Genomic DNA, 14,999 nt, shown 5'->3' with positions numbered 1-14,999 from the left:
GTACAGTAGGCTTTTTTTTAGAATACAAAAAATGAATGGGTGCTCAGTCGTTTATTACGATTTAACCGAACCGATCATCATACCCTTAACAAAATGCTTTTGCAGGAACGGATAAATCAATACAATTGGAATGGTCGCAATAATAATTGTCGCCATCTTGATGCCTTCCGGATTCATATGGGCAAGTGAACTAAACTGGGTAGCCGAAGGATCGATATTGATATCATCCGACATAATCAGCTGACGCAATTTTACCTGAAGCGGCCACAAGTTCGGATTGTTCAAATAGTATAGAGCATTCATGTACGTATTCCAATGACCTACCGCGTAAAATATCCCAAGTGATGCCATGACCGGCTTCGACAGCGGCAGTACGATACTCCAGATCATCCGTGTTTCACTGCAGCCATCAATACGGCCGGAGTCAATAATTTCCGGGGGAATTTGCATAAAGAAGGCCCGCATAACGAAGAAGTTAAAGGCGCTTATCGCTCCTGGTAAAATCAAGGCCCACAAAGAATTAGTCAGGTTCAAGCCCTTCATTAATATAAAGTTAGGAATCAATGGAGCGCTGAATACCATCGTAATCAAGACGAAAAACACGATATATTTACGACCCATATACTCCTGTCTGGATACCGGATAAGCGAGCGAGGCTGTCGCCAACAGGTTGATAATCGTACCCACAACTGTGATATATACCGTAATCCCAAACGATCTCCATAATGAAGCATCACTGAATACATATTGATAATTGATCATAGTGAATTCGACCGGCCAAAACACGACTTTACCGTTTATTATAGCCTCTGATGAACTGAGCGATTCTGCCAAAACGTTCAAAAAAGGCAGAAACATCAGCAAACCGAGAATAGTCAAAAAGACGAGGTTGAATCCATTAAATACTTGCTGACCTGCACTTACTTTTCTCATACCGCTTCCTCCTCTCCCTGGTTTAGTACAAGCTCTCGCCCGTTGTTTTTTTACTGAATACATTTCCAATCACGATTAAGACGAGTCCAACAATTGATTTGAACAAGCCAATGGCTGTTGTGTAGCTGTACTGCTGTGACTGCAAGCCTGATTTATAAATGTACGTATCCAGAATTTCACCATTATGACTGTTAAGCGGATTTAGGAATACATATACACGCTCAAACCCGAAATCAAGAAATTTACCGATATGCAGCAGGAATAAAATCATAATCGTTGGCAGTAGCGAAGGAAGTGTAATCGAAATCGTTTGACGCCAACGGCTCGCTCCATCCACCTCGGCAGCTTCATACAAATCAGGATTAATACCTGCCAGTGCCGCCAAATAAATGATCGTGCCGTAGCCCGAATCCCGCCAAATCCCTGAACCAATCAATACGGAACGAATATAAGAATCTTCACCCAGAAAATAGATAGGCTGGAATCCCAGATAGCTGATCAATTGATTAAGAATCCCCGTGGATGGCGAGAGAATCCCGATTGCGATTCCGCTCACAATTACCCACGACAAGAAGTGTGGCATATAAACAAGTGTTTGCAAAAATCTTTTGTATACGACAACACGTAATTCATTTAAGAGCAAAGCCAGAATAATAGGAGCGGGAAAACCGAGCACTAGATCATAAAGACCAATCAACAGCGTGTTGTTTAAAATAATCAGGAAGTCGTAATGGGCAAACATTCTTTTAAAATGCTCCAAACCTACCCATTCACTTCCCATGATCCCACCGAACAAGTTGTACTCCTGAAACGCGATGATAGAACCGAACAACGGAATGTACTTGAAAATAAAGAAATAAATAATGCCTGGCAGTGAAATCAGATAAAGCGCTTTATATTTCCACATAAAGCTGAATAGGCTTTTTTGGGTTGTTGCGCGATAGCTGACCTGCTCTGCTGATTGAACCTTGCTTGCCATATGGCCGCCCCCTTTTGTCATGAATCTGTACATGCTTGATTGATATACCCTTATCCTACTTGCATTGCACATATTGAACAATGGAATCCCTTTTATCCAACTTGTGTTTTTTTTAGGTTTGTCACAAAGACTTGCGCTGCTTATATGGTTCGGCCTATGATCCTATGATATAGTAAGGCTATCTATCAAACCGAAGCTGACTTATGGACACTTACATATTCAGTTTTCTCCAAAAAATCAAAGGAGGTTCCCCTATGACATTTACCGGATTTACGCAAAATGATTTTGATGTATTCTCTATCCCTGGCCTCGAAGGTCGGATGGAAGGGATTCAAACCCGGATTCAGCCTAAATTTAAAGCACTCGGAGAGCCTCTTCGTGACGAACTTTCCCTAATCACTGGAAATCCAATGTATTTGCATATAGCGAAGCATGCCCGACGCAAGGTTAACGCACCTGTTGATACGTGGATGGCAATCGGTCATGATAAACGCGGCTACAAGCAGCACCCGCATTTTCAGGTTGGGCTGTTTGACGACCGGATATTTGTGTGGCTTGCTCTGATCTACGAGCTCCCTAACAAAAAGGCGATAGCCGAAAGCTATCTGACCCATATAAAAAAAATACGTCGCATCATCCCCAAGGAATACGTGTTGTCCGCTGATCATATGAAAAAAGACAACATTTCCTTCAAAAACCTCAAGGAACAGGAATTGCAAACCGTATTTGAAAGGTTTCGCGATATTAAGAAGGAAGAACTGCTCATCGGACACAACATCGCTTATGACAATCCCATTCTTAACGATGGTCAAGCACTGGCCGAGTTCATCAAACAAACCTTCGAGACCTTAATGCCTCTGTACCAGATGGCCCGTCAAGCTTCATCCTGAAATTAATCTTAAATTAAGCTTAGCTTCAAGTTAGCTTAAGACTGCTTGTATAAGTTTGAGATAGATAAAATCAACTAATTGATTTTCCACTGGAAAGGTGGCTTCGTACATGATGAACCGTTTTCAACCCAAACAAGTCATTGTCACGAGCTTAACATTAGCTCTGCTGCTTGGTGGAACTGCTCTCTATACAACGAAACAGCAGGCTTATGCCGAAACACCGGATCAAGCTGTTAAACCATACACTTCTTCTGAGCATAAAAATGAACATAAAAAAGCCAATTCTGGCAAAGTAACAAAGGAACATACCGCGCAGCGTGATTTTGTAAAAGGCAAAATGCCGATTCTTGATGAGGCTTCTGCTATTCTGGGTATAGATAAAACAGCGCTTAGCGCTTCTTTGAAGGACAAAAACCTTGTCGAGATTGCCAAAGAAAAAGGTATTTCTGAAGCGGACTTCATTGCTAAGCTGCAGACAGAACGTGCCCAAAAGATCGACGAAGCCGTGCTGGCAGGCAAAATTAAAGCCGAGAATGCGGACAAGCTTAAAGCGAATATGGCAGATCATTTAAAATTTATGGTCAATCATAATGGGCAGTTCAATAAGCATAGTGCTGGTAAAGCTGATAAAAAACAGCATAACGGCGCGCTGCCTGCTCCTGATCAATTAGCTGCTATTTTGGGTATAACTGCTGAGGAGCTTAAAGCGGAAACGAAAGCCGGCAAATCATTAACCGAAATCGCGGCATCCAAAGGAATATCCAAGGAACAGCTAATTCGTCAAATAACTGAACAGATTACACCATGGGTTGAGAAAAAGGTTGACTATAAGCGGGGCCAAGCTACCTTAAATAGGCAGCCTGCCAGTTAATAGCTGATAACTCTGATAACCCAAACCTAAGTTTTATCAAGCATACGAACAGGCCCCGAAACCCACGGCAATACAGTGGGAATTGTGGCTTTTTTTGTTATATTCTGTCCGGAATTCGTCATGAAAGTTTGTAATTCTTCACACTTACGTCACAGGATTCGTTTATAATGGACAATAAGGTCTGATTATGGAGGTGTCTCGTTTGAAATTATTCAACCACGCCCGTTCTCGTATTCCCCTGCTTGTACTCGGCACCACTCTCATTGCCGGTGTTCTGTGGGTGCATGATGAATTCCGTTCAACCAGCACCCTGCAAGCAGCTTCACTCCCTCCTGCAGCCAGTGTCCCAGCTAATAATGGCCTGCTCGTTTATGAGCAAAATTGTATTGCCTGTCATGCCGTAGAGGGCAAAGGTATTGACCGATACCCATCACTTGTCAGTGATCATGTAAAGAAGAAGTACGGCACATATGACCAGGCATACGAATTCATTAGCCGCAATATGCCGCAAAACTCGCCAGGATCGCTCAGCGAGGAGGATTACAAAAGTGTAACCCGATACGTCCTCTCTCTTAATGGGATCCCCACCGAATTCAATGATATTAGCAGCCACTGGGCCAATAAAGAAATCAAAGAGCTGCTGGACAAGCAGTTCATCGATGGCTATGTAAATAAGGAAAATGGAACCCTTTCTTTTAAACCGGAGCAAAATATTACCCGCGCCGAATTTGTGCGTTATTTGGTAAAGGCGAAGCAAATGTTTTTATCCAACAGTACGACATCCGATTTCACAGATCTCAACGTCGACAAGGAAAACAGACCTTATATTATTACAGCAGTTGAATATGGATTAATTGACGGCTATGCAGACCACACCTTTCGTCCTGACAATCAGATTTCACGTGCTGAAATCGCAGCCATCCTGTCACGGAGTGAAATGCTAAAAAGCGAACCGGGCAAGGGCTTCAAAGACGTAGCCGACAGCTTTTGGGCCAAGGATAATATCCTTGCGGTTCAGCAGGCAAAGCTGTTTGATGGTTATGAGGATGGCACCTTCCGTCCACTTAAAGAAATGAAGCGCGGCGAAGCCGTTGCTGTCATATACAGGCTGCTCAATCCCTCCTGAGTCCTAATCGCTATGTATGGCAAAGAACCGCCTGGGCTTATGTTTGCTCAAGCCCGGCGGTTCCTGTAATTTAAGGTTATATGTAATTGTTCAGATATTACTATAGCTGACGCAGCTCCCCTGCTGCTTGACTGCGATCGAGCACCATAAAACGATAAAGCAGATAAAGTGCTGCCAAAGAAAGAATCGCACCTATATAAAAAGGAAGCTGATGACTGTACTGGTAAATCCCTGCCCCGAGTAGTGGTCCGGTAATGCGTCCAAGGCTATCCATGGATGAGCTGAGTCCTGAAGCTACACCTTGTCCGGCTTTGGTTCTCTGGGAAATCAAGGAAGTCACACAAGGGCGTATCAGTGCATTACCCGCTGCGAATACGGATAAGTAGATCGACGCTGTGACCAAGCTTGATGAAAACAAAATCAGTACAAAGCCGATAGCGGACAGTACCAACCCAATGCCAATGACTCTGGCTTCATCTCCACGCTTAATGAACCTGCGTACGACTCCCCCTTGAATCAAGGCACCTACAACACCGCTCACAGCAAACATAATGCCCAGCTGGAAGGAGGTCGCACCAATTTGATCCTTTTCGAACAGCAGCAGTGTAGCTTCCAAGCCTGCCAAGGTAAAGGAAACAAAAAACGACAGTACATACAAATATTTAACCGTGCCAACAAATGCCGTCCACCGGGAAACCTTGGCCCCCTGTGTCTTGTGACGCTTCTCTTTTGCTAATGATTCCGGCAGCATCACCAAAGCGAACAAAAAAGTAACGAAGGCAAGTCCAGCTGCCGTATAAAAAGGAATTTGATAGCCCCACTTGCTAAGAATACCACCAACTGCAGGACCGAATATAAATCCGAGACCGATTGACATCCCGACAAGTCCCATACCCTTGGTCCTGTTCTCCTCTGTTGTAATATCTGCAACATAGGCCACAGCGCAGGTCGTAGCGGCCCCTGAAAATAACCCTCCCAATATTCTGGAAACATACATCAAGGTCAAATTATCACCAGCAATCCCAAATATAAAAAAGCTGACGCTAAAACCGACGATTCCAAGAATAATTAATGGCCGTCTACCTATTCTGTCAGACAAGCTTCCCCAAATCGGCGCCATCAAAAACGAAGCCAATGAGTAGATGGACAACAGCATTCCCAAGTGAAAGCTGCTTGCTCCCGACCCCTCTATCGCATCAGGTAACACAGGGATAATGATGCCGAAGCCGATAAATATCGTCATCAGCAGTACCATGATAATGGCCAGCTGTTTGTTCATGATCGTGTTATATGCCTCCTACAAGTTTCCGATACATCATGACATCGAAAAGCACTTGCTTATTAGATTGTAGACCTATCGTATCACAACTTATTTATACAGGGAAACCTTCGACCTTGAAGATTAACAAATTGGACATAACATTCGAATAAATTACGAATTTTTATTGCAAAAGTTAACAAACTATTAACACAAATGGCTTGCATCCTTAGCTCATTATAGTTTAGTATCTAAAAGAGTTTGTATGAATACTAATACCGTGAAAGGTAGGGATGACTGTGGACCACAAGCGTACCCCTCTATTCTCTGCGTTGAAAGAACACGCAGAACGCAATCCAATTCAATTTCATATTCCAGGCCATAAAAAAGGAGTTGGAATGGATCCGGAATATCGCGCATTTATCGGTGATAACGCCCTATCTATTGACCTTATAAATATAGCTCCTCTGGACGACCTGCACCAACCAACAGGAGTGATCGAAGAAGCTCAGCATTTGGCCGCTGATGCTTTTGGTGCGGATCACACATTCTTCTCTGTTCAAGGTACCAGCGGCGCAATCATGACGATGATTTTGACCGTTTGCTCGCAGGGCGATAAAATTATCGTTCCCCGAAATGTGCATAAATCTGTCATGTCAGCCATTATTTTTGCTGGAGCCAAGCCTGTTTTTGTTTCACCTGTCCGTGATAAGAACCTTGGGATTGATCATGGCATTACGACACGCTCTGTCAAACGCGCTCTGGAAAGACATCCGGATGCAAAAGCTGTTCTGGTTATCAATCCTACTTATTATGGGGTTTGTGCCGATCTTAAGGAAATCGTTGAACTCGTGCATAGCTATAATATCCCTGTGCTGGTTGATGAAGCTCATGGCGTGCTGATCCATTTTAGCAGCAAGCTGCCGATCTCTGCTATGGAAGCCGGCGCTGATATGGCGGCAACCAGCGTTCATAAGCTTGGCGGCTCCATGACACAGAGCTCCGTATTAAATATTAAGGAAGGGCGCATCAATCCGAGCCGCGTCAAAACCATCCTGAGTATGCTGACCACAACGTCCACTTCCTACATCCTGCTTGCTTCCCTGGATACCGCGCGCCGCCATTTGGCAATAAACGGAGAGGAATTGGCTGACAAAGCGATTGAGCTCGCTCAATTTGCCCGGCATGGCATCAATGAAATTCCTGGTCTAAGCTGCTTTGGTGAAGATATTCTTGGAACTGAAGCTACCTTCAATTATGATCCAACCAAAATTAATATTCATGTGCGCCACTTGGGCATCACCGGTTACGATGCAGAAAACTGGCTGCGTGATCATTACAATATTGAGGTTGAGCTCAGCGATATGTACAACATCCTGTGCCTGATTACTCCAGGAGACACTCACGAGAACATCGATACGCTGCTCAATGCCCTGCGTGAGCTTTCCAGCCAAAATTATAACATCCGTCCGGCTACGGATTTAATTATTAAGGTTCCGAGCATCCCACAGTTGACATTAACGCCTCGCGATGCCTTTTATGGTGATACCGAAGTGGTTCCTTTCAAGGAGTCGGCTGACCGAATCATTGCCGAATTTATTTATGTGTATCCACCAGGAATTCCGATTCTACTTCCGGGCGAGGTCATTTCACAGGATTTAATCGATTATATTGTCGACCATGTTGAAGTCGGTCTCCCTGTTAAAGGACCAGAGGATCGCAGTATTCAAAATGTAAAAGTTATCGTCGAAACGAACGCTATCTTCTAATTTTCTCCATCTAGTAGAGGTCCCGTGAGTAAAGCTCGTTATTTTCCATACTGTAAGAACAAGTCGAAGCCGACTTGTTCTTTTTGCTTGTGCTTTCCCGCGTTGTCAGGAGCAAGTGACCACTCAGTTGCTAACAACTTCCCGATCCAGCCAGGCTATAACATCAGCCACTGCATGCTCTTCATGATGGCAGCAGGATCGATCGGAAGCGCTCAGCAGTATTTCATGAGCGTTGGCTACAGCAACCCCTACACCAGCCCTGCGGATCATTTCAAGGTCATTCAAATTATCGCCCATTGCGATACATTTGGACATCTCGATGCCCATTAGCTGGACCAAGTGCTCCAAAGCATGTCCTTTCGTTGCTCCAGACGGCAGCAGCTCCAAATATTTTTCATCCGAACGTACCCAAATGACATCCTCATCCTCAGTTTCTGAGGTAAAACGTTCAACCTCGTCCAATCGCTCTGGTGTCCAGGCCAGCAGCACCTTAAACCATGGATCCTTCAATGACTCGAAGCCTTCGAGTGCGGGTCTCGTAAATTTCTCCATACGACGATGGTAATCGGTTGTCTCATTTTCACGAATGAAATATGGCTCGCTGCCGCAATATATTTCCACGCCCACCTCGGGAAACCGTTCCATAACCCGACTCAGCACCGAACCAGCTGAAGGCACCAGCGTGCGCTGCCAAATATCGACCCCTTTAGCAAAATCATGGATTACTGCACCGTTATATAAAACCGCTGGCGCATTAAGCGGCAGCTGATCGGCAAACCGTTGTACCGATGACGTTATGCGTCCCGTCGCCAAAGTGAACAAGCCGCCATGCTCTACAAACATTTCGATGGCTTGTTTATTTTCGGGACTGATGATTTTACCACTGTTTAATAATGTGCCGTCCATATCTGTAACCAGCAAATAGCCTTTAAATCGTTGCTTATTCATTGTATATGCTCCTCTGTCTATCCATATTGTCAAAACGCTTTCTAAAATGCTATGATGTTCATGGTATCCGATCAGATGTAACCCTTATCAGTCCAAATTATAGGCAGGTGTATCGATCATGGCTCAAAGCGCGTATATTAAATTCGTAGAAGGCTCTACCATTCCTTCCCTTTCCTTAGAACAATTAAAAGAACAACTTGTGCATTACAAGGAACAACTGAACCTCACAGGCCAGCAATTAGGCTGGGAATATGGCGATGCCGGTTTCCCTTACACCATAGAAACAAAGCCAGAGGCTGCAGATCAGTGGTTTTACCTGAAAGGTAAAGATCCTTTATATCATTACATCGTAATGGGAACTGGTTCCACCCAGGAGGGTGACACTAGCAGGCATTTTGTACAGATCGTGTTACCTGATGGATCGACCCACGGCGACAAGGCCAAGGGCAACGAATTTTGCAAGTATTTGGCCAAGCAGTGGAAAGCCGAGCTTCACTTGTTCAACGGACGTATTATGTATTTCAATCCTCGTAAATAACAGCGGTCCAGCAGACCCTTCCCTCTTGAAGTGGAAAGGTCTATTTGCCTTTTACAGCCCTGTTCCCCTTGCCGCGCGAAAAACCCCTCTTGTCGTCGCAAGAAGGGCTCTCGTTATTAATTATTCAGCTGCTTGTTCCTCAATGATCTGATTGTAAATCTTAACTACACGTTCCCACTCTTCTTCATCCTCAATGCTTTCCAAGTAAGCATCTTCTTCTTCTTCTTCAATTCTGAAAATAACACCATCCGCTTCCGGATCATTACGGTCCAGCAACACAGCATAAGGCTGATTTTCCGCCTCAAATGTGTATACCATTACCATTTCGTGTTCAACGCCATCTTTATCCGTAACTACAAAAATATCCTCTTCGTCATGATCGTGATTGCAATTCTCATCATGTATATGTTCGCTCATGGGTAAACCTCATTTCATTAGAAATTAGTTATCCCACGTATAGTAACATGTTCATGCATACAGGTCAATTGCCATCCTAGCATCCTGCGCAATCATTTATTCAGATACAATCACTTTCTGGGAAATCACGGTATAATCGCTACTTTCATCCAGTTTAATGGAGAATTTAATGACATATTCACCTGCTTCGTTGAAAGGAACACTAAACGACCATGGATACCAGAAGTTTTCCTTCGACCCGTTAACGACCTTTTCATGAGCCGGTGCCGCTTGATCCCCGCTTGGAGAATCTATCGATATTTTGAAGGAGTAGAATGGTGTCTTCAAGCTGTCAACCTGCGCGAATACTGCAAAATCGATTTTTTTGCCTTTGGGCACTTTGCCAAAAGGAGATTTGATTGAATAATCTTCGTTAACCTTTTCAGCAACAAACATATGAACATTCGGCTTGTAGATCGATACGGTATTTTTGGCATTATCCCACCGTACGAGCGACTGAAGAGATTCCGAAAGCTCACGCACCGGAAACACCGCATTACCTTTAATCAAAAAGGCAGGCGCCTCACCGTCTTTAAATTGTTTTTCCACATTATTAACGACCATTTTCACTTTACTAAATCCTTCGTAATCGCCCCAGATCGAATTTGCAAAAACACCTGCATTTCCAAGCAAGGAAAGCGATAGCACCAGCGTTAGCATTCGTGGCACTTTCATTGTGTAACCTCCATCGTGACTTGTACTTGTTTTATATAAGGTTATACTCGGAAAGCCATCAAGAGTTGCGCTGCTTTGTTAAAAAAATCAAAAAAAGATTCTAGAGTACGATCAATATATAGTGCAAAACCTGACGCAAGTAGCGAATTAAATACAAAATATGCCACGATTTTGGGAATGATATCGAAACAATTTATCTGCTACACGTTTATTTTCAGCTTCCCCCTACTATGAAACCGCTATACAATACTATCCTGAATTTCCTTCATTATAAAAAATAAGAAAGTAAAGGGTAAAATATTGTTAAAGTGTGTAAAAATTCTCTTGATATCTAGCTCCAAACCGTGATAGATTAAGAAAGATATGTAAGCGTTATGCACCCATGAGTGGAGGATCGTTCGTGAGTCTGCAAATCCAGATGATTGGCACGGGAAGTGCCTTCTCAAAAAAGTTCTATAACAATAATGCGTTAGTGACGTGCAATGGCTTCACTTTACTAGTGGATTGCGGCTACACAGCACCGAGAGCCTTACATGAGCTTGGTATTGAGATTAATCATATTAATGGTTTACTTATCACCCATATCCATGCTGACCACGTAGGTGGTATGGAAGAGTTTGCTTTTCGATTAAAATATACATACAAGTACAGAATGAAGCTATTCGTCCCAGCTGATTTGGTCGATTCTTTGTGGAATCAGTCATTACGCGGAGGTTTGGAGAACAAGTCCGAAGGTTTTTTTGGACTCGAGGACTATTTTGAGCTTATCATTATGGAGGAAGCTGTTTCTACTGTTATTCATCCGGGCTTTACTCTGGAGCTGATCCGATCCGAACATATTCGCGACAAGCCCAGCTACTCCTTACTGGTCAATGAAAAGGTCTTTTACAGCTCCGATACGAAATTCAATTATCCGCTTCTGGTTGGACTCCACGAGGAGCAGCGCTGTCAGTACATTTTACATGATTGTCAGTTGTCCAGTCCAGGTATTGTGCATGCCAGCCTCAATGAGCTGCTGACTTTACCAGATGCGATTCAAAGCTCGGTTATGCTTATGCATTATGATGATTATATTGAAGAATACATAGGGAAAACAGGAAAAATGACAATTATGAAGCAGCATTCAACCTACTCCTTCCCCTAAAAACCTGGCCTTTGAGGTCAGGTTTTTCCCTTAAAATATGGTATTCGCTTTGTAGACAGCATTCAACACAATTCGACCTTACTTTTTGTTATATGTGCATGAAAGCGTTTGTATCGAAGAATTCTATCAGTTATGGCTTATAGGTTCTTATCCATTCAATCATATCCACATTTAAGAAGGAGTAAAAAGGCATGGGCTATAATTGGATACTATTTGGCTATACCGTCGTGATCTGTGGTTCTTCCGTTTATTTCGAAAGATCCTTACATCCGGCTCTACTTGTCCTGATAGCAATTTTATACATCTTCGCTCATTTCACAGAGAAACGGCTTGTGATTTCAGTTTTTCTTCAAATCGTGCTGCTGATTGCTTTTCACTCCGTCAGTCAAATGGCCTGGTGCTTGCCGCTGTACTTTGCGCAAATTGGCAAACATTTTCATAAAATTCGAACGCCTGGCGCCGCAGTTCTTGTCAGCCTTCTGTATACCTTAACCTTTGCGCTCATTTCTTACTCCTATATGAAGCTTACCCTGTACAATGTATCTGCATTTTTATTCAGTTCGATTAGCTGCCTTACCTTTGCTTTTCTGTTTTATCAATACATATATGTTCTTCGAAACCAGACCCAGCAATTAGATAGTGAAAAAAAACATCTGACTACCCACGATGCGCTCACGGGCCTATATAATTATGAGGAATGTCATCGACAGCTGGGCAAGCTGGTTCAGCAAGGGGCACCGATCGCGCTGGTATTGATCGACTGCAAGGATTTGAAATCACTGAATACGGCCAATGGCTTTCATGGTGTAAACCGAATTCTGAAGCAGGCTGCTCAATTGCTGCGCATTATGTTTCCGGAAGCTCTGCTTATTTCACGCTATGGCGGTGATGAATTTGCTATCGTGCTGGAATCGAATCATATCGGGGAGCTGACTCATAACATCGAACAGCAGCTTACCATTGACTTTCCGAAGCTAACGGGCATTGAAATGAATTTTGGGATGGCTTTTTATCCTAACGACGGCGAGTATAAGGACGATTTGATCTTTATTGCGGAACGTAATCTGTATATGATGAAGAGAGAATCCTGGCTGAAACGCGAGGAGCACATGCTTCGCTCAGAGAAGCTTAGAGTGGTCGGGGAACTGGCTTCCGGGATGGCTCATGAGATACGAAATCCACTGACAACCATTAAAGGCTTTCTTCAGCTTTCCAGAGCAGATAATTTTAATGTCCGACCATGGTACGATCTGATTATGGATGAAATTACACGCATGAGCATGCTGACTGCGGAATTTCTCCAGTTCTCCAAGCCACATGCTACCCAATTTAAAGTACTTGCCATTGATGATTGCATCCAAAGAGTCCTCTCTCTACTCGATTCGGAGGCAGCAAGACTGGGGCACGAAATTCAGTTCGAGCATGCGGGGCAACCCTTGTACCTCATGATGGATCAGGACAAGATGCTGCAGCTGCTGTTGAATTTGATCAAAAATGCGTTCGAAGCGATGGAAGAGCAGGGTCTTGTACGTGTTCATCTCTCCAATCATAACCAGTCAGCCGTCATTGAAATATCTGATACTGGCAGTGGCATACCACAGTCGGAGCTGGAAAAAATCTTCTTGCCTTTTTATACGACCAAAGACTCTGGTACGGGTCTCGGGCTATCCATTTGTCATAAAATTGTTCAGGATCATCAGGGAACGATGGAGGTTGAAAGTGAAAGTGGAAAAGGCACCAAGCTGACCATTACCATCCCTCTTGCATCTCATGATGCATTCAGTACCGAAACCTCACCTTCCCATTAAATAAAAAAGATCCTATAAGGCTAAGTCAGCCCTCTAAGATCTTTTTTTATATACCTAAGTCGACTCCATAAGCAGACTGCTGCCTGATTCATCCCAGTGTGCGGTTACATCAAACAATGCTTTCAGATCATCGATCGCTACAACAAACTCAGCCCCCATGCGCCTGACTCGCTGGTTCAACTTGATCGTGACTCCATTGACAGCCGCCTGCTGTTCATCCAACCTCAATTGAACATCCCTCTGCTTGTAATGCGCTTTAATTCGTCTGCCTCCATCGTTATCCGCAGTTCGCTGCTCCTTCGGTCCCAGAACGGTCTCTTCACTGAATAAGCGCAGGGGCACATACATATTACCTTCCTTATCCTCGTAACGCTTGACTGGTGCCAAGGGTATCCCATTCATAACCATATTCACGAGGGGCCATTTGTCCATTCCATCTCTTTTTAACATCGCAGTTAGTCCTCTGCTGGAAAAAGAAGGCGGTATCGCCAGCAGCTTTTTTGAAGCAGGCTCATAGGTAAACCAATTCATATAAAATGGTGTGTAAACCAGCTGGTTGCTTTGTGGATCAAGCGCCCAAATTTGAATAAATCCGTTAAAGGAAGCCGTGGAATCGGTATCCTTTAGTGCATTCATATCCAGATTAACCTCTACAGGCTCTTTGCCCATCGTATTGATAGACGTTGTCCAGTTGATCGGCTGTCCTTCTTTAAAGCTAACTACGTGAATGCCGTATTGGATAATCTGGTAGTTTTGAGTGGCGGCAGAGGTAAACACCAGACGGTTTGTAGCGTCCTCCTTGTCTTCCACGGCTTGCCATTGCTTGATCTCGGGAAGTCGGATCGGCTCCTTCTTCGACAACCCAGCCGTTTGCTCCCAGTATTGTCTGAGTGCAGGCAGTGACTGAGCAGTAGGAATATACTCATTTTCGTGACGCAGCATATTCACAATATTCGCCGACTTTGAGGATAAGGGATTCCCTCCTACGCCAAACAGCAATACATAATCCTCAGCCATAATCTCACCAGGGTCCCATTTATGTACGTAAGGAAGGGTACTGCCTGACCATCGAACAGGAAAACCACCAAGCTGCCTAGCCTTAGCCCAGGTTGAGGACTCTGTGAGCTGACCTGGAGAAGCATTTTCCTTTTTTTGCAGCCAATAATAGGTAAAATGATGACCATATTCATGGGTCAGGGTACGTACGACCGGAATAGCATCGACTTCAAACAACCTAATCACTTGGGTATCTGCATTGTAGCTGCCAACTCTTGAGCCGCTCTTCCCCTCACTTGGACCCGGATCCAAAATGACTTGCTTCAGAGCCGCCAATTCTTCACCATGCTCGCATTTGAGTAAACTCTCATAGAGCTCCTTCAATTTCTGCTCATTCCATAAGGTACTGTAGCTTACAAATTGGATTCCCTCAGGACTCTTGTAAGCTGCAGCTTCCAGCCTTTGTGCAACAGCCTGATCCGAAAAGATGACAAAGATCGCTAGTAAAATACCACAAACGGTTAGGCTTAGTCTCATCCGTTGTCCCCACCCCATGATTGATAACGAGATCACCGCATATTAATCACATATAACTAGCAGCTGTTAGA

Annotated in this window: 14 protein-coding genes; 7 read left to right on the top strand and 7 right to left on the bottom strand. The window is 43.9% G+C overall.

Going from position 1 to position 14,999, the window contains the following annotated elements:
- Positions 1-54 precede the first annotated feature (54 nt).
- A complete protein-coding gene (locus tag LRL21_RS19145) occupies positions 55-933 on the bottom strand; it encodes a carbohydrate ABC transporter permease (protein ID WP_240417411.1) in 879 nt (292 codons plus the stop codon).
- A gap of 22 nt (positions 934-955) precedes the next feature.
- A complete protein-coding gene (locus LRL21_RS19140) occupies positions 956-1,912 on the bottom strand; it encodes an ABC transporter permease (RefSeq protein ID WP_240417410.1) in 957 nt (318 codons plus the stop codon).
- A 254-nt stretch (positions 1,913-2,166) separates the two neighbouring features.
- On the opposite strand from LRL21_RS19140, the gene LRL21_RS19135 reads away from it, so the two are divergent.
- The 3 genes from LRL21_RS19135 to LRL21_RS19125 all read left to right on the top strand — a co-directional run bounded on the left by LRL21_RS19135 (position 2,167) and on the right by LRL21_RS19125 (position 4,799).
- Positions 2,167-2,802: a DUF1054 domain-containing protein gene (locus LRL21_RS19135; RefSeq protein ID WP_240417409.1), complete on the top strand. Its 636-nt coding sequence runs from the start codon at positions 2,167-2,169 to the stop codon at positions 2,800-2,802.
- Between the two features lie 109 nt (positions 2,803-2,911).
- Positions 2,912-3,673 (top strand): hypothetical protein, encoded by a 762-nt coding sequence (locus LRL21_RS19130; protein ID WP_240417408.1) that lies wholly within the window; start codon positions 2,912-2,914, stop codon positions 3,671-3,673.
- A 202-nt stretch (positions 3,674-3,875) separates the two neighbouring features.
- Complete coding sequence (locus tag LRL21_RS19125) at positions 3,876-4,799, top strand: S-layer homology domain-containing protein (protein WP_240417407.1); 924 nt, start codon at positions 3,876-3,878, stop codon at positions 4,797-4,799.
- Between the two features lie 100 nt (positions 4,800-4,899).
- Here the strand turns inward: LRL21_RS19125 and LRL21_RS19120 are convergent, their stop codons facing one another.
- Positions 4,900-6,078 (bottom strand): MFS transporter, encoded by a 1,179-nt coding sequence (locus LRL21_RS19120; protein WP_240417406.1) that lies wholly within the window; start codon positions 6,076-6,078, stop codon positions 4,900-4,902.
- 278 nt (positions 6,079-6,356) lie between these two features.
- On the opposite strand from LRL21_RS19120, the gene LRL21_RS19115 reads away from it, so the two are divergent.
- A complete protein-coding gene (locus LRL21_RS19115; RefSeq protein WP_476703984.1) occupies positions 6,357-7,826 on the top strand; it encodes an aminotransferase class I/II-fold pyridoxal phosphate-dependent enzyme in 1,470 nt (489 codons plus the stop codon).
- 123 nt (positions 7,827-7,949) lie between these two features.
- Here the strand turns inward: LRL21_RS19115 and LRL21_RS19110 are convergent, their stop codons facing one another.
- On the bottom strand, positions 7,950-8,774 hold the full coding sequence (locus tag LRL21_RS19110; RefSeq protein ID WP_240417404.1) for a Cof-type HAD-IIB family hydrolase: 825 nt from the start codon (positions 8,772-8,774) through the stop codon (positions 7,950-7,952).
- Positions 8,775-8,892: 118 nt separating this feature from the next.
- Between LRL21_RS19110 and LRL21_RS19105 the strand changes: the two genes are divergently transcribed.
- Positions 8,893-9,312 carry a DUF1885 family protein gene (locus tag LRL21_RS19105; RefSeq protein ID WP_240417403.1) on the top strand — a complete coding sequence of 140 codons (420 nt, stop codon included), beginning with the start codon at positions 8,893-8,895 and terminating at the stop codon, positions 9,310-9,312.
- A 120-nt stretch (positions 9,313-9,432) separates the two neighbouring features.
- On the opposite strand, the gene LRL21_RS19100 is transcribed toward LRL21_RS19105, so the two are convergent.
- Both LRL21_RS19100 and LRL21_RS19095 read right to left on the bottom strand, forming a co-directional pair.
- Complete coding sequence (locus LRL21_RS19100; RefSeq protein ID WP_076235952.1) at positions 9,433-9,729, bottom strand: DUF1292 domain-containing protein; 297 nt, start codon at positions 9,727-9,729, stop codon at positions 9,433-9,435.
- 96 nt (positions 9,730-9,825) lie between these two features.
- Positions 9,826-10,443, bottom strand: a complete 618-nt coding sequence (locus LRL21_RS19095) for a stalk domain-containing protein (protein ID WP_076235951.1) — start codon at positions 10,441-10,443, stop codon at positions 9,826-9,828.
- A 400-nt stretch (positions 10,444-10,843) separates the two neighbouring features.
- Between LRL21_RS19095 and LRL21_RS19090 the strand changes: the two genes are divergently transcribed.
- Positions 10,844-11,587 (top strand): MBL fold metallo-hydrolase, encoded by a 744-nt coding sequence (locus LRL21_RS19090; RefSeq protein WP_240417402.1) that lies wholly within the window; start codon positions 10,844-10,846, stop codon positions 11,585-11,587.
- A gap of 191 nt (positions 11,588-11,778) precedes the next feature.
- Positions 11,779-13,395, top strand: a complete 1,617-nt coding sequence (locus LRL21_RS19085; protein WP_240417401.1) for an ATP-binding protein — start codon at positions 11,779-11,781, stop codon at positions 13,393-13,395.
- A 54-nt stretch (positions 13,396-13,449) separates the two neighbouring features.
- Here the strand turns inward: LRL21_RS19085 and LRL21_RS19080 are convergent, their stop codons facing one another.
- Positions 13,450-14,928: a stalk domain-containing protein gene (locus LRL21_RS19080; RefSeq protein ID WP_240417400.1), complete on the bottom strand. Its 1,479-nt coding sequence runs from the start codon at positions 14,926-14,928 to the stop codon at positions 13,450-13,452.
- Positions 14,929-14,999: the final 71 nt, after the last annotated feature.

This window comes from Paenibacillus periandrae, assembly GCF_022458865.1.
GTDB classification, from domain to species: domain Bacteria; phylum Bacillota; class Bacilli; order Paenibacillales; family NBRC-103111; genus Paenibacillus_S; species Paenibacillus_S periandrae.
The sequence above is the reverse complement of the archived record's forward strand: the minus strand, read 5'-3'. Positions and strand labels throughout refer to the sequence as shown.